The following is a 19,671-nucleotide window of genomic DNA, read 5'->3' as shown; positions in this document are numbered from 1 at the left end:
AGCTGGCTTGTGTGGGAGCTGGCTTGCCTGCGATGCAGACACCTCGGTGTGTCAGGCATAACCAGGTGATGCCATCGCAGGCAAGCCAGCTCCCACATTGAACGAGTACAGTCTCTAGTCGGGTTGCATGGCCTGAAACTCAGCACGAATTTCCGGCTCCCGCCTAATCATCCGCTTCATCTTCGCCTCAAACGCCCAGGTCAAACTGACGGCCGCGCAGGCCAGGCCCAACGCCAGACCCCACCACACACCGGTCGGCCCCCAGCCGAGGGTGAACGCCATCAACCACGCCGCCGGCGCGCCGATCAGCCAGTAGCAACCCAAGCCCACCAGAAAGGTCGTCTTGGCGTCCTTCAACCCACGGATGCAGCCCATGGCGATGGTCTGCACACCGTCAAACAATTCGAACCAGGCCGCCACGGCCAGCAGGCTGACGGCCAGGACGATTACGTCATGGAAAGCCGGGTCGTTATGGTCGAGGAACAGCCCGATAAGCGCATCGGAAAACAGCCACAGCACTGCGGCGAATCCCAACATCACTGCCGCACCGAATCCGATGCCGACACGCCCGGCCATGCGCGCCTGCAGCAACTGTCCGGCGCCGTAATGCTGGCCGATGCGCATGGTGATCGCGTATGACATTCCCGCTGGCACCATGAACGCTACCGAGACGATTTGCAGGGCAATCTGATGCGCCGCCAGTTGCGTACTGCCCATGGTGCCCATGCACAGCGCCGCGAAGGCAAACAAGCCGACCTCCACCGCATAGGTGCCGCCAATCGGCAAGCCCAGGCGCCACAGCTCGCGCAGATACAGGGTGTTGAGGCGCAGCAGGCCTGAACTCAGCGGGTAGGCAGCGTAAGCCCGGTTACTGCGGATGTACCACATCAGCGCCAAAGCCATGCTGTTGGCGACAATCGCGGTGACCAGGCCAATACCCATCAATCCCAGTTTCGGCAGGCCGAACATGCTTTCTATCAAGGCGTGGTTGAGGAAGTAGTTGAGCACCGTACCGCCCAGGCTGATCACCATCACCGGCGTGGCTTTGCCGATAGCGCTGGTAAAGCCGCGCAAGGCCATGAAGCTCAGGTAGCCGGGCAGGGCGAACGGCAGGATGGTCAGAAATTGCCCCGCCGCGTGCACGTTGGTTTCGGTCTGGCCAAACATCAGCAATACGGGCTTGAGGTTCCACAGCAGCAAGCCGGCCACCAATGCCATCAGCCAGGCAAGCCACAGCCCGGCCTGGGTCAGGCGGGTGGCGCCTTCGATGTCGCCCGCGCCTTGGCGGATGGCCACAAGCGTGCCGACTGCAGCAATCACGCCGATGCAGAAAATCGCCACAAATGAATAGCTCGCTGCGCCCAGGCCGCCACCGGCGAGGGCTTCGGGGCTCAGGCGGGCCATCATCAGGGTGTCGGTCAGTACCATCAACATGTGCGCCAACTGTGAGGCAATCAACGGCCCCGACAGCCGCAGAATGGCCCAGAGTTCAGTACGCACCGGATGCTGCATGATCATCACGCTCAAAAAGTCAGAGGGTTGGGGAGGGGTTGATTCTCGGCGCTCCCAACGCATTACACAAAAGGATAAAAGCGATCGTTCGCATGATTAAAACTCATGGTAGGGTTTGGTCTTGCTCTGTCGGAGGTTCCCTATGCCACGTCGTCTTCCTCCGTTGTACGCCTTGCGCGCGTTTGAGGCCGCTTCACGGCACAACTCCTTTACCCGCGCGGCAGAGGAGCTGTCGATCACGCAAAGTGCCGTCAGCCGGCATATCCGCACACTCGAAGAGCATTTTGCCTGCCGCCTGTTCCAGCGCAGCGGCCGCAACCTGCAGCTCACCGAAGCGGCGCGCTTGCTGCTGCCCGGCGTGCGCGAGGGTTTTGCTGCGCTGGAGCGGGCCTGTCACACCCTGAATGCCGAAGACGACATCCTGCGCATGAAAGCGCCGTCGACCCTGACCATGCGCTGGCTGCTGGCGCGGCTCAGCCGCTTCCGGGCGTTGCAGCCGGGCAACGAGGTGCAACTGACCAGTGCGTGGATGAGCGTGGACGAAGTGGACTTCAACCAGGAGCCGTTCGACTGCGCGGTGTTGCTGAGTTATGGGCATTTTCCGGCGGACTGGGAAGCCAGTTACCTGTTCCCCGAACTGCTGATCCCCGTGGGCGCCCCCAACCTGCTGGCAGACGGGCCGTGGGACGTAACGCGTCTGGCGTGCGCTGAGCTGCTGCACCCCACGCCCGACCGCCGCGACTGGCGCAATTGGCTGCAGCGCATGGGGCTTGCATCTCAGGTCTCGCTCAAGGGCGGGCAGGTGTTCGACACGCTTGAGCTGGGCATGATCGCCGCAGCACGGGGTTACGGGGTGTCGATGGGCGATTTGCTGATGGTCGCCGAAGACGTGGCCCAGGGACGATTGAGCCTGCCGTGGCCGACCGCCGTGGCCAGTGGCGAAAATTACTACCTGGTGTGGCCGAAAACCCGCCCTGGTGGCGAGCGTTTAAGGCGCCTGGCAGAATTTCTTCAAGGTGAGGTCAAGGCCATGGAGTTGCCCCAGGTCGAGCGCCTTGACTGAAGCGTTACTGGCCTTTTATGCAATCGTATGCGCGATACCCCTGTGAATCGCTCAAGTATTCCCCGCGCCCGCCGAATAAGGTGTGTTGGAACTACCGTGCACCAACGTTTCCCACTAGATAATTTGCCGAGTAGCGCTATGAGATCAGGATGATCCTGGCCTCGGCCAGGAGCTGTCATGTCTCAACCTCGCGCTCGGATTGCCTCCCAGTTAGGCCTCGCATTAGCCGTGATACTGGCTGTCGTCATCAGCGGCAGTACGGTTTTCGCCTTGCGGTCGCTCGACTCCGCCAACCTCGACACCCGCGAGGAACACCTGGCCAGCGAAGCGCGTTTGCTCGCCGACCAACTCAATACCTTCCACAGCACCTTGCGCGAAAGTACCCAGCGTTTGAGCGGGCTGTTTGAAAAGCGCTTTGGTGCGGGGTTGAGTGTACGCGGCGAGCAGCAGGTCGCAGTGGCGGGTGTACAAACCCCGAGCCTGTTCATGGGCAACGACCTGTTGAACAACGATTTCGATGAGGTCGATGAATTCAAGGACACCTCCGGCGGCGTGGCCACCGTGTTTGTGCGCAGCGGCGAAGACTTTGTCCGCATCAGCACGTCCCTGACCAAACAAGACGGCAGTCGCGCCATCGGTACGGCGCTGGACCACCAGCATCCGGCGTATCAACGCCTGCTTGCCGGGCAAAGTTACGTCGGCCGCGCCGTGCTGTTCGACCGCTCCTACATGACCCAATACACACCGGTGCGCGATGCCGGCGGCAAAGTGATTGCGGTGCTGTTTGTCGGTTTCGACTACACCGATGCCCAGAACGCCCAGTTTGAAAACCTCAAGCGCTTCCGTATCGGCCAGACGGGTTCCCTTGCGCTGCTGGACGAACAGAAGCACTGGCTGGTGCCACCCGCCGGCGTGCAGGCACTGGACCAGGCGGTACCGGTGGTGCTCGACCTGGCCAAAAAACCGGGCGAGGGGCGTTTCTGGAGTGACAAAAACGAAGATTTCTACAGCGTCTCGGTGCCGTTTGAAGGCGGCCCGTGGTCGGTGGTGGCGAGCATGCCGAAATCCGAAATTCGCGAAGTGACCTGGGCCGTTGGTATTCGCCTGGTGATTGGCAGCGTGTTGGCAATGTTGTTCGCGGTGGGCGCGGCGGTCTGGCTGTTGCGCAGTAAGTTGCAACCCTTGAGTGACCTCGTGCGTCAAGCCGAAGCCCTCGGCGCGGGTGACTTGAGTGCGCGCCTCAATGTGTCCAGTAATGACGAAATCGGCCAATTGGCGCGCAGCTTCAACCAGATGGGTGAAGCGCTGTCGACCATGGTCTCGCATATCCGCAAGGCCGCCGAAGAGGTCAACAGCCGTGCCCAGGCATTGTCCGGTTTGTCGGGTGGCGCCTATGAAGGCATGGAGCAGCAGTCCGGCGAAATCACCAGCATGGCCGGCGCGGTAGAAGAGTTCAGTGCTACCTCGCTGAACATCGCCGACAACATGGGCAACACCGAGCGGCTGGCCCAGGAAAACGCCCAGCAAACGCGCATCGGCCGCACCTCGATGCAGGAGGCCTCGTCGTCGCTGGAACATATCGCCACCGCGCTGAACAGCACGGCCACGGTGATCAATACCTTGGGCCAGCGCTCCCAGGAAATCGGCGGGATCGTGGGTGTGATCACCTCGATTGCCGAACAGACCAACCTGTTGGCGCTCAACGCGGCCATCGAAGCCGCCCGCGCCGGTGAGCAAGGCCGTGGTTTTGCCGTGGTCGCCGACGAGGTGCGCAACCTGGCCTCGCGCACCCGCCAGGCTACTGATGAAATCTCCGGGATGATCCAGAGTATTCAGCAGGAAACCGGTAATGCCATCAGCACCATGGAACACGGCAATACGTTGATGCAGGAAGGCCTGTTGCGCAACGCCGACGTGGCTTCAGCCCTGGCGCGTATCGACGAGCAAAGCCGCTCGGCCGGTCAGCAATTTGCGGCAATTACCACGGCAACCCAAGAGCAGAGCAGCACCGCGACCTTGCTCAGCAGCAACCTGCAAAGCATTGCGCTGGCCAACAGCGAGCAGCGTGAAGTGGTGTCGAACCTGGCCGTTACCGCCAAGGAGCTGGAAACCCTTGCGGCGGGTTTGCGGCATGAGGTTGATCGGTTTCGTTGAGGCTTAGCGCTCGCCCAGGCCCGGGTCCACGCGTTTGCCGATGTCTTTGAGGCGCGCCAGTTGATCGACCATGCCGGGCGCCTCGTCCAGGCTGCTGACGAAGGTCCACAGGTAGGTCATCACTGCGTACACGTGGCCGGCCTTCACCGCCGGCGACAACGCCAACTGGCTGATGGCGACCACAAACAGCAGGGCTGCCAGCGTACCGATAAACAGGAACGCGGCGGCCTCGCGGTCTGACAGCCAGATGCGCAGGCGCGACAGCACTTGATAGTGGCGCTGCAAGGTGTGCGCACCGACCTTTTCCACCAGGCCGATTTCCTTCTCCAGGCGGTCATTCAGGCGTTCATGCAACTGCTGATTGCGCCGCGCAAACCGTGGCAGCAAGGTGGTGCACAACAGCAATGCACTCAGGCACGCCAGGCCGATCCACGGCTCGATCACTAGCAACATCACCGCCGCGCCGACGATCGAAACCAGCGCCGTGGCGATGATCGGCACGTGTTTTTCGAAGAAATCCACAAAGTCCCGCGCCAGTACCACCCGCGCCGCCGCACGTGAGGTGCTGTGGTTTTGCAGGCGCTGGTTGAGAATCACCGGTACCGCGAGGTCGGCGTAGATCCGCGTGAAGGTGCGCGTGTCCAGCGCACGGCGTGCCGCCCCGACCACCCAGAATGCCAAAACCACCGCGGCGTAAAACAGCGCGCTGGCGGCATCGCCACGGATGATCGAATCCACCGCGAACCCGGCAAACAGCGGGTAGGCCAGCAGCAGCGCATTTTCCAACGCGACCAGTGACAGTGTGCAAAAGAGCTTTCCGGGATATGCGCGGGCGATTGCCTTGAGCGTCTGGCTGGCGGACTGTTGGCCGATTTTCTTGCTTTCTTCAATCAGGATTTGTGGGGTGACGGATGACATGGGTGCACCAAAGGAGTGATAGACGCTATTATTGAGCGACTGCTCAAGTATCCTTGAGCGACCGCTCAAAAAGCAAGCGCCACTCATCTTCCGACGCCTGAGGGAAATGCCGAATGTCGCGTATCGACCGTAAAGACCAGATCATCGCCGCCGCCCTGGAGCTGTTTCGCAACAAAGGGTTTGCCGATGTGTCCACCCGCGACCTGGCCGAACATGCCGGCCTGTCGCGTAGCCACGTTTACCACTACTTCAGCGATTGGAATGAACTGCGCCGGGAAGCCTTTGTGCGCTTTGCCAATGAACAGTTGGAGCAAGTGCGTGCGCCGCTGGTGGGCGTGGCGCCGCTTGAGGCGCTGGTGGGTTTCTTGCGCGACTGCCTGCCGTGCACGGCCGACGCGGGCTGGGCGCTGTGGCTGGATGCCTGGGACGAAGCGATGCACGACCCGCAGATGGCCCAGGCGTACTTGGTGATCAACGCGCAGTGGCAGGGCATGCTTGCCGAGGTGATCGAGCGCGGCGTCGCTGCCAACGTTTTCCGCTGTGATGCGCCCCATCGTGCAGCCCGGCAGATCTTCGCCATGGCGATGGGGTATGCCGATGACCTGATGCTGAATCCTTCTACCGCGTCGGCAGAAGCGGTGCTGGATGAAGTCATGGAAGTGGCGAGGCTGTTGCTGGATTTCACCGCTTAGGCCTCCGCCCCACTTTTGGCGGCCACCATATTCCTGCGTGGCGAGCGGGCGTGCCCCGCGTTGGAGTGCGAAGCGCTCCCAGTCCGGCTGCCATGCTTTAACTGTTAGACCGCGTCGCCAATTTCTGGGGCTGCTGCGCAGCCCAACGCGGGGCAAGCCCGCTCGCCACAACAGCCCGCTCGCCACAAGAAGCCTGTTCACTGCAGGGGCTGATGCTGGCCTCAGGTTAACCGACCGCCGCAGGCCGATATTGCAATGCCTCGGCCAAATGATGCCGAGCGATATTCTCAACCCGCTCAAGGTCTGCCAGCGTGCGCGCCACCTTGAGCAAGCGATGTGCCGCGCGCAGTGACAGCGTCAGCCGCTCGCAGGCGCTTTCCAGCCAGCCTTCATCGGCTTTCGCCAATTGGCAGTGTTTGCGTAACCCTGGCAAATCCAGAAAGGCATTGGCGCAACCCTGGCGTTTGAGTTGGCGCTCGCGGGCGTCGGCCACCTGTGCCGAGGCCTTCGCCGTGTTATCGCCAGGCGGCTGGGTCGGGTTTAGTGCTGTGGTTTCCCGGGCGACGGTAAGGTGCAAGTCGATCCGGTCCAGCAGGGGGCCGGAAAGTTTGTTGCGATAGCGCTGAATCTGCTCCGGCGTACACCGACAGCGCCCACTCGGTTCGCCCATATACCCGCAAGGGCAGGGGTTCATGGCCGCCACCAGTTGAAAGCGTGCCGGGAAACTCACTCGGTCGCGCGCACGGGAAATGACGATGTGTCCCGATTCAAGCGGTTCGCGCAGCACCTCCAGGACCTTGCGATCGAACTCCGGCATTTTGCTTAATTCCCGCCAGGTCGTTCATTTGAAGTGTTCGGTGATCCCCCGCCAAATCTCACCGAGTGGACATAGCCTTTGCCGGCTGGCTTTTTTTCACCTTTAGAAAGACAAGGCTCTATCCGATAGGTAGTGCGCCTGGACAAATCCATCTGTGCCACCTCTGTCTCTGACATATCCCTTTATTCGATCCCCCTAAGCTCCCGTCTCGCCATCTTTTGCCTTCAAATACTTGATATGGACAGTATCAACCTCGCGATGTACCGTCTGCTTGCTTGGGCGAAGCGCCATTATGGATAGTTATCTTGAGGGATTTAGGGTGCATGTTAAGTCGATCAAACTCATCAATTTCAAAAAATTCCGGGACGATCATCTCGAATTCAACGATGACGTGAATATTTTTGTTGGCGACAACAATGCCGGCAAAAGTACGATTCTCGAAGCGCTTGAGATCGTGCTTAACTTTAGTCACCGTGGTCGCCCCTTCAGTGGCGAGTTTTCTCCTGATCTATTTAACCAAGAAGCAGTCACGCAGTTTTTGGATACCGATCTAAGCGCCCAGCATCTGCCCAAGCTAAGCATTGAGGCCTACATTGAGGGGGTGCCAGAGTACCGAGGTTCGAATAACAGCCACCAAGCCGATGCTCAGGGTGTCTTGGTGCAGGCTTGTTTCGATCCTGCACTTGCCGAAGTCTATGAACTTCGCCGACAAGCCAAGCCGTCTTTCACAAGCATTCCCGTTGAATTTTACAAGGTCGAATGGCTAGATTTTGGATGGAGTCCCATAAAGCCAATTGCTAAAAAATTCAAGGCGCTTTACATCGACCCGACTCGAATTCACCCCACGTTAGGCAAGAATCAGTACATTTCCAATATCCTCAATACAGCTCTAGAAAAGGAGGAGCTTGTTAAGCTGACGCTCAATTATCGCGAGAACCTTCAAGTATTCAACACCTCAGGCGAGGTGATGGCGGTTAATGCAAATCTTGATGCAGGCCATCTGATAACTGATAGCAAGCTGTCTATAGCTGCCAGTACCTTACCCGTGGGATCCATCCAAACCGGCCTGCAACTTGAGGTAAATGATGTTCCCTTTCACTTTATTGGAAAGGGTGAGCAGAGCAATGTGCAGATCAAACTTGCTATCCAGAACAAAGCCCATGACATTGATTTGGTGATGATGGAGGAACCGGAAAATCATCTGTCACATACCAACCTGAACAAACTTGTGCACTATATTGAAACTCAGCGTGGTTCCAAGCAGCTGTTCCTCACTACGCACAGCTCCTACGTGCTGAATAAGTTAAGTATCGACAAAATCTGCCTTGTGCAGTCTGGCTACAAGAGGCTACATACTCTAGATCCTGATGTTGTAAAGACGCTGAAGCGTCTGCCTGGATACGACACGCTGCGGGTAGCACTGTCTAGAAAAGTCATCTTGGTTGAGGGGCCTTCTGACGAGCTTGTGCTGAAAAAAATCTACCTGCGTAAATATCACCATCTTCCGGAGAAAGATGGGATCGACATTATTGTTGTAAGAGGTGTGGGCTTCAAAACCTTTATCGAGGTTGGAAAGGAGATTGGTACTCGCATTCACGTACTAAGGGACAACGACAAGGACTACTTCCAGAACGTCGTGCCTGCTCAGGCGGAGTACAAGGACTATGCAAACGTAAAAATCTTCTCGTCAAAAAACGACCTGGAGTTCTCACTAGAACCGGCGATGATATATGCAAATTCAGTTGATCAGGCGTCTCTAGCTGCTTTCGCGAAGGAAATTCTATCGGCTCAGACATATAAACTTTATGGGGCCGAGGCTTCCTTGGATGAACGAAGAGAATTTTTGATCGAGTGGTTCAGAAGTGTGAAGGGCAATGGAAAGGGAACACGCAAGGTAGACTCAGCTATCCGATTGTTTGATGGCGACCTTGATTTCAAATATCCAGTATTTTTGGATGAGGTGCTCGATTTTGGCGAATGAGCTATGGATAGCGGGGGCAGGTTCGGGTAAGACGCACAAGATTATCAGCGATGCCGTGGACATCGTTAAGGCTGGTGGGCGGGTTCTCGTCGTCACCTACACCACCAATAATCAAGCAGAATTACGGGCGCGTTTTGTTGAACTCAACGACGGGAAAAACAGTGAGGATTTCGTCGTAAAAGGGCTGTTTTCATTCTACTTGGAAGACATGATCCGGCCTTACCAGAGCGTGGTTTTCCCAAGTCGAATTGCTGCCCATTTCTTCACTGAAAATAACCCCCATCACCTCCCAGGTGTTTTCGTAAAGGGGAGGCCTGTGTACATCAAAGGGAGAGCCGAAAAACTCACTGGAGGGGCGGTCAACCCCCTGCATTATTTGACTCCTTGTAAGACTATGGCTTATTCAGGCTACCTCGCTAAACTGGTCGCTCTCGTAGGAAAACGATCCAAAAATGCACCCGCCACTCGGCTATCTAGTATTTATCAAAAGGTTTATTTCGATGAGGTGCAGGATCTTGTCGGCTGGGACTATGAGGTTATCAAGTCGCTCAATAAGATAATGCCTGATGGGATCTGGTGTGTAGGCGATTTCCGGCAGACGATCTACAGCACGACATTTGGGCACAAGGCACCGTTGACGTCTCAAGAAAAGATCGATTATTTCGTTGGTCAGCTGGGTTTCGTGGAAAAGACCATGCCCAACAATCAGCGATGTATCCAAGAAATTTGCGATCTATCCGATACCATCAATCCTGGGGTTTACGAGAAAACAATCTCTGCTGTGAAAGACGTTCCAGCCGAGATGTCTGATCACCTCGGCAGCTTCGTTGTCAGGCAATCTCAAGTAGATGACTACATATCCGCATTTCACCCGAGCGTGCTTCGGTGGAACGCCCGAACGGGTGCCGGTTACCTGCCGCCAAACCTCGTTTGTTATAATTTCGGTTCTTGCAAAGGACTAGGGTTTGACCGTGTGCTTGTGATCCCTGCGGAAAACCATCTTAAGTTTTTGGCGGGAGACGGCAAGGCGTTTGATAAGGATAAGACCGGAGAGTCCCGGAACAAGCTCTACGTTGCAATCACCCGTGCTCGCTACAGCTTGGCATTTTTGGTTGAGGACAAGAAAGTGAATGAGCTGCCGTTTCCCGTGTGGCCGGGTGTAGCCCGAGCAGTCATATGATAATAAAGCCTTATCTCAGATAGTGATGCGCGGGCCATGGTCATAATGTCGAAGCTTCGGCGTGTCTAGACTGGCTTAATTGAGCAGGGGTCAGAATCAAGTCGAACCTCATGGTTCTGGTCGGCGCCATTCCCTGCCTTTCAGCATCGGCAAAGAGATCGTCTGCCGTGGTGAGATCAATTGCGCCCATACGGCCCGTAATCTTTAGCGGGTTCAGCATACAGCGGCCCTTGATCTGGATTCTCGCGATGCCATCTTCCAGCGTATCTGTAGCGTCGTAACCTGCCTGCCTTGCAGGATGTAGTAACAGGCCGAGTCTAGTAGCAGCTTCGTACTCTGCGACCTCGCCTGTCACGCCCAGCGGCTTGCCGGTCAGGCGATAGAATCTACGCGCGAGCACCTTGGCTTCTTTCAGAATCTCTAGGATTTCATCCTGGATCAGTGCAGCCTGCTGAGGTTCGTTGCCATGACTGAGTTCAGTCATCTGCAAAAGCCTCGAGCGCAGCGAGCAGCTTGGCTAGCTCAGCAAGGTTGGCAGTGACGATGTCATATTCTCCTCGACTGCTCAGCCGATACACATCGCGCGCTTTTTTAACGCGGTCGAGAAGAGGGACGACGATGCCGGATGCCCGCTCTAGGAAGTCGTTGATGTCCGCACGTGTCTGGGGGATTTTGTAACCCTTCGCCGCACTTGTGATGATGACGTCCGCATCGCGGAGTTTGGCAATGCCACTGGAGCGGACTCTCTGGCCGTTGACCTCTCCCAGTCCGCTATCTTTTAGATGGGCCATGATCTCCGTAGTCAGCACGTAATCCTTGGTGACGAATTCGCTCTGGAATCTCAAGAACCTCAAGATGCTTAGCTGCAGTCGCTCATCTTCATCGGGGTGCTTACCAACGCGCTCGCTAAAGCGGTCGGCCTGGCGGAGAGCTTCTTGGTGTACCTGGTAGTCTGCATACCCAGATTCATCCGTCGGCGGCGGCAGAAGAGACTGGTACTTGGATGGCCACTCAAGCATTCCAAGAGTCAGGCTGCGGAGGATTTTCTTGTAGGCAAGAACTGCTTCTTCCGAAGCTTTCTCTTCGTAGATCTGAGCGACTGAGCCAGCGAAGAAATCTGCAACCTGAACCAAAACGTTGTCCTTACTGGCCATCGTCTGGAAGGCATCCTTATCGCCAAATAGGTCGTCCACGAATCGTTCTGCAACGTAGCTTTTGAGGCTCTCCTGAAATTCCTGGCCGCCATGCTCGTCTACGATCATCTGGAGGTCAGGGTATGCGCGAAACAAACGTTCATAGAGCAACCCGTTCACGTATTTTATGAACGAGGTCTTGATACGGAGGCCGCCGTCTTTGTGAATTCGGGACTTATCAACGACGGTGAAATAGAGCTTGAATGGCAGCTCAGCTAGCTCGTTGAGGATTCGGGCACGGCGATCTGAATCCTTCGGCTTCAGATTGCTGGATTTGATCTCGCCTGTTTGAAAATGACGCATGCGGAGTGCTTGAGCTTGGGCATAAGCAGCTTCCAGGTCTTTCTCTGCCACCAGAATGGAGCACACGATGAAGAAGCCCGAGCTTCCTCCCTTTGACGTATCAAGGTCGGAATTCCCGGACTCATCCACGAAGGCATATGTTCTGTCCATGAGCATGCTCCATCAACAACGTACTGAGCGCGGTGGGTCGCCCAATGGCAAGGTGGCGAACTTAGTTCGTCGCAGTGGTAGTGCCTGGAGCGGGGCCTTCGCTGAACGTGTAGTTGATGACCACGTCATTTCGGATCAAGACGTCGAGAGTTTTCTGAGTGCCTGTAGTCGTCACCTTCATGGTGACCACGTAGCTTTGAGCATGGGCTGAGCCATTGGTGTAAGTGTAGATCCACTTTTCGTCACTCTCGCTGACAGCACTCTTGGCGTAGGGCTCACCGAATAGAGATTTCAACTCAGAAGTGGTGGTTTTGCCTTTGGTGATGCTCGCTACACTGGCCGACGGAAAGTCTCGTCCTGCGGTGTAGTGGGACGTAGCGCAACCGCCAAGTGCGACGCAGATCCCCATTACTGCGATGAGCTTTTTCATATCCTTCCTTGATCGTAGAAAGCTCCAAATCTAGCTGGCATCGGGGCTAAAAGCCATCACCCAGGTGATCAGCTACTTTCGTGCATTCGCAGATAATGCCTTGCACATGTAGCAAGCCGAGCCAGGGCAAAGCCCCCTGAACTGCTCCGTCTGAGAAATTAGAGGCGGCGCAGAATCTCGTTGATTGACTGCATAGCCCTGCTGTTCAAAAAAGCCTGATGCAGTTGGTGTCAGCAAATGAAATCGAGCGATTCCCTGCTCGGCAGCTATTGCTTCAATGACTCGAAGCACTTCAGCCCCAACCCCTTTCGATCTGTATGCCGGCTCTACGACCATGGAGCGCAGCAATCCATCTGTCCCATGCGTTTCAAACCCTCCCCATCCAACAGTCTCACCATCCCGTGTGAACTCAAAAAAGGTTCGGCCTGGAAGATCAATATCGTCTGCTGGAAGGTCAGCAAATTTCAGCGCATCGCGAAAGCGCTGCGACTGCCCTCCGGCTATTTCCGTTGCCTGGATCATCATATCCCCCTCCATCCTCTCATCTCCGTTATGCCGATACGCATGGAGCGTAAGGGCACATGCCGAAACAGCAGACATCATATTCGCTTTACCGAATATTCGCCAAAGCGTATATTCGATTTTCCATATACATCGAGTTAGACCATGAGCCCTGCTATCAAAGTGCTTTTCGTGTGCGTTGCCAACTCAGCCCGCTCTCTGCTTGCAGAGGCTTTGCTGCGGCACACCGACCCGCGCTTCGAGGCCTTCAGCGCAGGATCTGAACCGTCTGAGGTTGATCTGCGCACTACTCAAGCATTGGAGGCGGTTGGAGTCGATGCAACGGGCCTGCGCAGCAAGTCCATCAGCGAGTTTCAAGCTGATCGATTCGATTACGTAATCACTCTTTGTGATAAATCCGCAAGCGAGTGCCTACCAATGCCCAACGCAGGTGAAGTCATTGCCTGGGATTTTCCTGACCCAGTAACCAGCGATGATCCTGGCGCATTTCGCCACACGCTCCACGACATCCACGAGCGCATCAAGCTCTTCGTTTTGGTCAAGACCAAACACCTGGAGGATCTATGACAGAACCCTTGAACCCCACCACCTTATTCAAGTGCCTGGCGGATGACACCCGAGCAAAAATTTCGCTGCTTGTCGTGAGTGAAGGTGAGCTGTGTGTATGCGAGCTAACTGCAGCACTCGACCTGAGTCAGCCGAAGATTTCTCGTCATTTGGCGCTGCTGCGCTCTGCCGGTTTGTTGTTGGATCGTCGCCAAGGCCAATGGGTGTACTACCGACTGAATCCTGATTTGCCCGCGTGGGTGACTGCAGTTTTGAAGGAAGTGGTAGACGCCAATCAGCAATGGCTGGAAACCGAGGCTAAGCGCCTCTGCGGCATGAACGACCGTCCGATCAACCAAGCCGTGTGTAGCTGATTCACGCCCAACCGGATTAATGAAATGCTGATTGCCATATTGATCTTTATCGCCACCATCGTCCTTGTCATCTGGCAGCCCAAGGGGCTTGGGGTTGGCTGGAGTGCGATGTTCGGTGCCATCGTGGCGTTGCTGGCAGGTGTCGTTACCCTTGCCGACATACCAGAGGTTTGGCGCATTGTCTGGAATGCCACTGGGACTTTCATCGCGGTCATCATCATTAGTCTGCTGCTTGATGAGGCAGGTTTTTTCAAGTGGGCTGCGCTGCATGTGGCCCGATGGGGAGGCGGGAGCACCCGCAAGCTGTTCGCATTTATCGTCCTGCTGGGCGCAGCGGTGTCGGCCCTGTTCGCCAATGACGGAGCAGCATTGATCCTCACACCCATTGTGATCGCGATGTTGTTGGCGTTGCGTTTTTCTCCTGCTGCTACTTTGGCATTCGTCATGGCAGCCGGTTTTATCGCCGATACGGCGAGCTTACCGCTGGTGGTTTCCAACCTGGTCAACATCGTTTCTGCCGACTACTTCGATATCGGCTTCAACGAATATGCATCGATCATGGTGCCGGTAAACATCGTCAGCGTGGCGGCGACTTTAGCCATGCTGCTGTGGTTTTTCCGCAAAGACTTACCAAAGACCTATGACCTCAACCAACTGGACAATCCGGACGAGGCAATCCACGACCGGGCCACTTTTGTAGCCGGCTGGTGGGTGTTGGCACTACTACTGATCGGCTTCTTTGTCATTGAGCCATTGGGGGTGCCAATCAGCGCCATTGCAGCGATCTGTGCATTCATTCTTTACGTTATCGCGGCTCGTGGTCACGCCATCAACACAAGCAAGGTGCTCAAAGAGGCGCCATGGCAGGTGGTGATTTTTTCTTTGGGTATGTACTTGGTTGTTTATGGCCTGAAGAACGCCGGCCTGACCGACCACATCGCGCAAATCCTGAACGTGTTCGCCGGTTACGGCGTTTGGGGCGCGTCCCTAGGTACAGGGCTGCTAACAGCGTTGCTGTCATCGATCATGAACAACATGCCCACCGTTCTGGTAGGCGCCTTATCCATTCATGCCGCCGAAGTCGATGGTGTAGTCCAGCAAGCGATGGTTTACGCCAACATCATCGGCTGTGACCTGGGCCCGAAGATCACCCCAATTGGGAGCTTAGCCACTCTGCTGTGGCTGCACGTGCTAGCCCGGAAAAACATAACGATCAGCTGGGGTTACTACTTCAAGACCGGGATCGTGCTGACCGTGCCCATCCTCGTCGCCACATTGTCCACCCTGGCACTGCGCCTCAGTTTCTGAATCAAGGAATCGTCTGATGAAAGTCTTGTTCATGTGCACCCACAACAGCTGCCGCAGCATTCTGTCCGAGGCGCTTTTCAACCACTTGGCGCCCAAGGGTGTAGAAGCCGTCAGTTCAGGAAGCTTTCCCAGTGGCCGGGTGAATCAACGGGCATTGCAAACGCTGGAGGCGGCGGGTATTTCCACGGTGGGCTTGAGCAGCAAGGCTTCGGATGCTTTTGAGGGCTCGCCTCCAGACATCGTGATCACTGTCTGCGACCGCGCAGCGGGTGAAGCATGCCCAATCTTCTTTGGGCCAGCTTTGAAGGCGCATTGGGGGCTGGCCGACCCGTCTGAGGCTAGCGGGTCGGAAGCCGAGATCACCGCAGCGTTTGAAGCCACACTGGCCAAAATTCACGAACGCGTGAGTGCGTTTCTTGCACTGCCGCTCAAGACCATGAGCCCTGACCAACTGAAAGCTGAACTGAACCGCATCGGTTCGCTTTAAAGATCAACCGAGGCGGCATCCTAGCCGGCGCCGTGGTAGGAGTTTATATGCAAGATACATTGCCGAACGTACACACCGACCTGATCGACATTCCGTCGTTGGAGCAACTGGAGCCGCGTACACCGTCACTCCATAAGCCTCGAATTCTGCTTTTGTACGGATCGACGCGAGAGCGCTCTTTCAGCCGGTTAGTCACGCAAGAGGCGGCACGCCTGCTGAATGAGTTTGGTGCTGAAACCAAGATCTTTGACCCATCGGGTCTGCCGCTTCCGGATGACGCTCCCGATACACATCCCAAGGTCGCTGAGCTGCGCGAGCTGATGCAATGGTCTGAGGGACAGGTGTGGTGCTCCCCTGAGCGTCACGGCTCCATGAGTGCAGTATTCAAAGCCCAAATTGACTGGGTTCCGCTGGCGATTGGCGCTGTACGACCTACGCAAGGCAAAACCCTTGCTGTGATGCAGGTCTGCGGCGGCTCGCAATCTTTCAACGTGGTCAATCAGCTGCGCGTACTGGGTCGATGGATGCGGATGTTCACCATCCCAAACCAATCTTCGGTGGCAAAGGCGTTCACCGAGTTCGACGAGGCAGGTCGTATGAAACCGTCCTCGTATTACGACCGCCTGGTGGACGTGATGGAGGAGTTGATGAAGTTCACGCTGCTCTTGCGGGATCGCCAGGATTATTTAGTTGATCGGTACTCCGAGCGTAAAGAGTCAGCCGAAGAGCTGTCCAAACGCGTCAACCAGCGCTCCATCTAACGTCAGCACGAGGAAGCAATATGAGCCAGATCACGATCTACCACAACCCCGAATGCGGCACCTCTCGCAACACCTTGGAGTTGATCCGCAACAGCGGAGAAGAGCCGGTTGTTATCGAGTACCTACAGACCCCACCTGACCGCACCACGCTTGTCAGGTTGATCAAGGATATGGGTATCGAGGTGCGAGCCCTGCTTCGTATCAAAGGCACTCCCTACGAGGAGTTGGGACTCGGCGATACGTCACTTACTGATGATCAGCTCATCGATGCCATGATGGCTCATCCCATCCTGATCAATCGCCCCATCGTCGTGACGCCCTTGGGTACACGCTTGTGTCGTCCGTCAGAGGCAGTCCTCGACCTTCTGCCGCAGGAGCAGCGCGGCAGCTTCGTCAAAGAAGACGGACAAGTCGTCATTGATGAGCACGGTCGCAGAGTCTGATACGACGACGGTGAGGTGCCGCGATTGAGCCTGGAGGATGCTAGTGGGTCAGAATTCAAAACTTGATGTTGTGGTCATTGGCGGTGGTCAATCCGCGCTGACAATCGCCTATTTTTTGAAGCGGTCAGGCTTGTCTTACGTGCTGCTCGATGCGGAGTCGGCACCAGGAGGAGCCTGGCGGCATGGCTGGGACTCGCTGCGACTCTTCTCTCCATCGGCATGGAGCTCGATTGCGGGCTGGCCGATGCCTGCCGTATCAGAAGAAACGCCTCACCGTGATGATGTTATCGACTATCTGACTCTGTACGAGCGTCGATATGACTTCCCCATCATCCGATCCACCAGGGTGACCCGTGTCGAAAAAATCGAAGATGGATTACGGGTTGTCTCCGGGGATAGAAACTGGGATGCCAAGGCGGTTATCAGTGCAACAGGCACCTGGAGCCGCCCATTTACCCCTAGCTATGCCGGACAGGAGTTGTTCGTAGGGCAGCAGCTTCATTCCGCTCATTACGTTGGGCCGAATGAGTTTGAGGGGAAAACCGTCCTTGTCGTGGGTGGTGGCAACTCGGGAGCCCAGATTTACGCCGAGGTTTCTAAAGTGGCTCAGGCAATCTGGGTAACTCAAGAGGCCCCAAAGTTTCTACCTGATGAGGTTGATGGGCGCGTCCTGTTCGAACGAGCTACTGCTCGATTGAAGGCGCAACAGGAAGGTATGGAGCCTGAACAACCCGCTGGGGGGCTGGGCGACATCGTAATGGTGCCGTCGGTGAAGGACGCTCGTGAACGCGGTGTATTGAGCGCAGTACGGTCATTCACGCACTTCACTTCAACAGGCGTTGTTTGGTCATCAGGAGACGAAACAGCGGTGGATGTCGTCATCTGGTGCACTGGGTTTTCTCCAGCGCTCGACCACCTAAACAGCCTGGGCATTGTAGGCCAGGATGGCAAAGTGGCTGTGGACGAAAACCGGAGTGTTGCTTCACCCAATCTGTGGCTGGTGGGTTACGGCGATTGGACGGGGCTCGCCTCCGCGACATTGATCGGAGTAACCCGCACCGCTCGAGATGTAGTCAAGCAAGTGCAAAGCTATCTCGCTGAGTTGGACTGATGTCTACCGCAGCCCCGACGACAAGGCAGCATGCGACCCTGATTGGCTCAATGGGTTGTAACCAAATTCTTGCCTGGGGCTCCACGTTTTATCTGCCGGCAGTTCTAGCTGAACCCGTTTCGCACTCACTAAATACATCCGTTCCCGCTGTAGTGGGCGCCTTATCGTGGTCTCTGCTTGTCGCTGGAATATGCGCGCCTGTAGTCGGCAGGACTATTGATAAGCATGGCGGAAAATGGGTGCTCGCCAGCAGTTCGCTTTTGCTGGCCCTTGGTTTAATCACCATGTCTTTCGCATCAGGGCTGTTCGTCTACTACATCGCATGGACAGTTTTGGGTTTGGGCATGGCCGCAGGCCTGTATGACGCTGGATTCGCGACACTGGGCCGACTGATGGGGGCAAGGGCGAGAGGCTCGATGACCGGACTGACACTCATAGCGGGCTTCGCAAGCACGGTCGCTTGGCCTTTCCTGGCGTCGATGGATGCGAGCCATGGATGGCAAACCACTTGCAGGGTGCTCGCCTTAATCCATCTTGCTGTAGGTTTGCCCCTTCACCTGCTAACGGTTCCATTGCCTACGCCGCGAGCAACTGAGTCCGCCAAGATCGCCAAAGCATCGTACGCGCCTGCTGATCCACGCTTAGCGTGGATCGCCTTGCTGTTCACATTACATGCGTTCGTGATGTCAGCTTTGGCGGTCAATCTAATAGCGCTCCTGCGTAGCCATGAAATTTCCGCCGCCATGGCAGTAACGCTCGGAGCGCTGATGGGGCCGTCTCAAGTTGTCGCTCGGCTTTTGGAATATGCGTTTGGCCGCAGCGCTCATCCGGTATGGATAGCAAGGCTAGGGATTCTGGCTTGCATCGTCGGACTGTTGGCCTTGGGGCCGGGGATGGTGATGCTGTCCCTTATCGCAGTGATTACCTTCGGCGGTGGAAATGGGATCATGACCATCGCCAGAGGAACAGTCCCACTTACACTGTTGGGCAGCACCAACCTAGGCATGCACCTTGGCCTGATCGCTCGTCCAGTGTTGGTTGCACAAGCGGTAGCGCCCATGGCATGCGCATACATCTTGGTGCAGCTTGGCCCAAACTGGCTAATTTGGATCATGGCCGGGATATTGGGCATCGGCGCTTTGGTCGCATTCACCAAACTACGAGCCTTCACCCCATCACTGGCTTGATTTCAACCTGGGGGAAGAGAATAGGTTCCAGCGGAGGGGTTGCCTGGCACAGCCCGAGCCGCCAATAGCCGACGTCGTGCCATTTCCCAAGCTTGAAGCCTACCTCTGGATACGTCCCTATATGGGTGAATCCTAGCGACTCGTGCAGGCCGACGCTGCCTTCATTGGGCTGCGCAATTCCAGCGTAAGCGGCGCGAAACCGCTGTTTCTCAAGTATTGGAAGTAGAGTCTCGTAGAGTTCGCGGCCAACACCCTGGCGGCGAGCTGATTCAGCTATGTACACCGTCACGTCAACAGCCCATCGGTAGGCTGCACGTGCACGATGCTGGCTTGCGTATGCATATCCCTTGATCTCACCACCTTCTTCAGCCACAAGGTAGGGATATGTCTGAAGTGTCGTCGCTACCCGCTGAGCAATCTCCTCAACGCTTGGCGGGGTTTCTTCGAATGAGATCGCCGTGTTCGAAACTATGGGGGCATAAATGCGCTGGATGGCTCCTGCATCTGCTACTGCCGCCGTACGGATTTTCAAAGCCATG

General features: G+C 56.3%; 20 protein-coding genes and 1 pseudogene. 13 read left to right on the top strand and 8 right to left on the bottom strand.

Going from position 1 to position 19,671, the window contains the following annotated elements; all coding sequences use genetic code 11:
- Window positions 1–114: 114 nt before the first annotated feature.
- Window positions 115–1,518, bottom strand: a complete 1,404-nt coding sequence (locus tag AACW30_RS02095) for a NorM family multidrug efflux MATE transporter (RefSeq protein ID WP_200622545.1) — start codon at window positions 1,516–1,518, stop codon at window positions 115–117.
- A gap of 136 nt (window positions 1,519–1,654) precedes the next feature.
- On the opposite strand from AACW30_RS02095, the gene AACW30_RS02090 reads away from it, so the two are divergent.
- Together AACW30_RS02090 and AACW30_RS02085 are read left to right on the top strand one after the other, a co-directional pair.
- Entirely contained in the window at window positions 1,655–2,575 is a 921-nt protein-coding gene (locus tag AACW30_RS02090; protein ID WP_124418743.1) for a LysR substrate-binding domain-containing protein, read from the top strand.
- Window positions 2,576–2,752: 177 nt separating this feature from the next.
- Window positions 2,753–4,729 carry a methyl-accepting chemotaxis protein gene (locus AACW30_RS02085; protein WP_200622543.1) on the top strand — a complete coding sequence of 659 codons (1,977 nt, stop codon included), beginning with the start codon at window positions 2,753–2,755 and terminating at the stop codon, window positions 4,727–4,729.
- Window positions 4,730–4,732: 3 nt separating this feature from the next.
- Here the strand turns inward: AACW30_RS02085 and AACW30_RS02080 are convergent, their stop codons facing one another.
- Window positions 4,733–5,647: an ABC transporter six-transmembrane domain-containing protein gene (locus AACW30_RS02080; RefSeq protein ID WP_177410054.1), complete on the bottom strand. Its 915-nt coding sequence runs from the start codon at window positions 5,645–5,647 to the stop codon at window positions 4,733–4,735.
- Window positions 5,648–5,760: 113 nt separating this feature from the next.
- Here AACW30_RS02080 and AACW30_RS02075 point away from each other — a divergent pair, with 113 nt between their 5' ends.
- Entirely contained in the window at window positions 5,761–6,339 is a 579-nt protein-coding gene (locus AACW30_RS02075; protein WP_200622541.1) for a TetR/AcrR family transcriptional regulator, read from the top strand.
- Between the two features lie 226 nt (window positions 6,340–6,565).
- On the opposite strand, the pseudogene AACW30_RS02070 reads toward AACW30_RS02075, so the two are convergent.
- Window positions 6,566–7,165: pseudogene (locus AACW30_RS02070) on the bottom strand (ATP-binding protein); the annotation flags it as partial.
- Window positions 7,166–7,475: 310 nt separating this feature from the next.
- Here AACW30_RS02070 and AACW30_RS02065 point away from each other — a divergent pair.
- Entirely contained in the window at window positions 7,476–9,137 is a 1,662-nt protein-coding gene (locus AACW30_RS02065; RefSeq protein WP_200622656.1) for an ATP-dependent nuclease, read from the top strand.
- The gene (locus AACW30_RS02060) at window positions 9,076–10,317 is read left to right on the top strand and encodes a UvrD-helicase domain-containing protein (protein ID WP_325167477.1); all 1,242 of its coding nucleotides are present in this window, start codon (window positions 9,076–9,078) and stop codon (window positions 10,315–10,317) included. The genes AACW30_RS02065 and AACW30_RS02060 overlap by 62 nt, the downstream gene beginning before the upstream one ends.
- A gap of 40 nt (window positions 10,318–10,357) precedes the next feature.
- Here the strand turns inward: AACW30_RS02060 and AACW30_RS02055 are convergent, their stop codons facing one another.
- The 4 genes from AACW30_RS02055 to arsN2 form a co-directional block, all read right to left on the bottom strand.
- Entirely contained in the window at window positions 10,358–10,801 is a 444-nt protein-coding gene (locus AACW30_RS02055; RefSeq protein ID WP_234452435.1) for a hypothetical protein, read from the bottom strand.
- The gene (locus tag AACW30_RS02050; RefSeq protein ID WP_200622531.1) at window positions 10,794–11,963 is read right to left on the bottom strand and encodes a DUF3800 domain-containing protein; all 1,170 of its coding nucleotides are present in this window, start codon (window positions 11,961–11,963) and stop codon (window positions 10,794–10,796) included. Before AACW30_RS02050 ends, AACW30_RS02055 begins: the two co-directional genes overlap by 8 nt.
- Before the next feature lie 61 nt (window positions 11,964–12,024).
- Window positions 12,025–12,393: a hypothetical protein gene (locus AACW30_RS02045; RefSeq protein WP_200622529.1), complete on the bottom strand. Its 369-nt coding sequence runs from the start codon at window positions 12,391–12,393 to the stop codon at window positions 12,025–12,027.
- Between the two features lie 72 nt (window positions 12,394–12,465).
- Window positions 12,466–12,918, bottom strand: coding sequence for an arsenic resistance N-acetyltransferase ArsN2 (arsN2, locus tag AACW30_RS02040; protein WP_234452434.1), 453 nt, complete (start codon window positions 12,916–12,918; stop codon window positions 12,466–12,468).
- 141 nt (window positions 12,919–13,059) lie between these two features.
- On the opposite strand from arsN2, the gene AACW30_RS02035 reads away from it, so the two are divergent.
- The 8 genes from AACW30_RS02035 to AACW30_RS02000 are packed head-to-tail and all read left to right on the top strand — an operon-like array spanning window position 13,060 to window position 19,132.
- Window positions 13,060–13,482 carry an arsenate reductase ArsC gene (locus tag AACW30_RS02035; RefSeq protein ID WP_083375579.1) on the top strand — a complete coding sequence of 141 codons (423 nt, stop codon included), beginning with the start codon at window positions 13,060–13,062 and terminating at the stop codon, window positions 13,480–13,482.
- Complete coding sequence (locus AACW30_RS02030; RefSeq protein ID WP_032894886.1) at window positions 13,479–13,835, top strand: metalloregulator ArsR/SmtB family transcription factor; 357 nt, start codon at window positions 13,479–13,481, stop codon at window positions 13,833–13,835. Before AACW30_RS02035 ends, AACW30_RS02030 begins: the two co-directional genes overlap by 4 nt.
- Before the next feature lie 24 nt (window positions 13,836–13,859).
- On the top strand, window positions 13,860–15,143 hold the full coding sequence (locus AACW30_RS02025) for an arsenic transporter (RefSeq protein ID WP_200622511.1): 1,284 nt from the start codon (window positions 13,860–13,862) through the stop codon (window positions 15,141–15,143).
- A 16-nt stretch (window positions 15,144–15,159) separates the two neighbouring features.
- On the top strand, window positions 15,160–15,630 hold the full coding sequence (locus AACW30_RS02020) for an arsenate reductase ArsC (RefSeq protein ID WP_150580699.1): 471 nt from the start codon (window positions 15,160–15,162) through the stop codon (window positions 15,628–15,630).
- A gap of 47 nt (window positions 15,631–15,677) precedes the next feature.
- A complete protein-coding gene (gene arsH, locus AACW30_RS02015) occupies window positions 15,678–16,391 on the top strand; it encodes an arsenical resistance protein ArsH (protein WP_150580698.1) in 714 nt (237 codons plus the stop codon).
- A 20-nt stretch (window positions 16,392–16,411) separates the two neighbouring features.
- On the top strand, window positions 16,412–16,834 hold the full coding sequence (gene arsC, locus AACW30_RS02010; protein ID WP_200622508.1) for an arsenate reductase (glutaredoxin): 423 nt from the start codon (window positions 16,412–16,414) through the stop codon (window positions 16,832–16,834).
- A 37-nt stretch (window positions 16,835–16,871) separates the two neighbouring features.
- The gene (locus AACW30_RS02005) at window positions 16,872–17,945 is read left to right on the top strand and encodes an ArsO family NAD(P)H-dependent flavin-containing monooxygenase (RefSeq protein WP_200622498.1); all 1,074 of its coding nucleotides are present in this window, start codon (window positions 16,872–16,874) and stop codon (window positions 17,943–17,945) included.
- Window positions 17,945–19,132 carry an MFS transporter gene (locus AACW30_RS02000; protein WP_234452433.1) on the top strand — a complete coding sequence of 396 codons (1,188 nt, stop codon included), beginning with the start codon at window positions 17,945–17,947 and terminating at the stop codon, window positions 19,130–19,132. Before AACW30_RS02005 ends, AACW30_RS02000 begins: the two co-directional genes overlap by 1 nt.
- On the opposite strand, the gene AACW30_RS01995 is transcribed toward AACW30_RS02000, so the two are convergent.
- Window positions 19,113–19,670, bottom strand: coding sequence for an arsinothricin resistance N-acetyltransferase ArsN1 family B (locus tag AACW30_RS01995; RefSeq protein WP_200622496.1), 558 nt, complete (start codon window positions 19,668–19,670; stop codon window positions 19,113–19,115). The genes AACW30_RS02000 and AACW30_RS01995 overlap by 20 nt on opposite strands.
- Window position 19,671: the final 1 nt, after the last annotated feature.

The organism is Pseudomonas sp. MF6747 (genome assembly GCF_963890955.1).
Classification (GTDB): Bacteria; Pseudomonadota; Gammaproteobacteria; order Pseudomonadales; family Pseudomonadaceae; genus Aquipseudomonas.
This window is presented reverse-complemented; position numbering and strand designations above follow the sequence as displayed.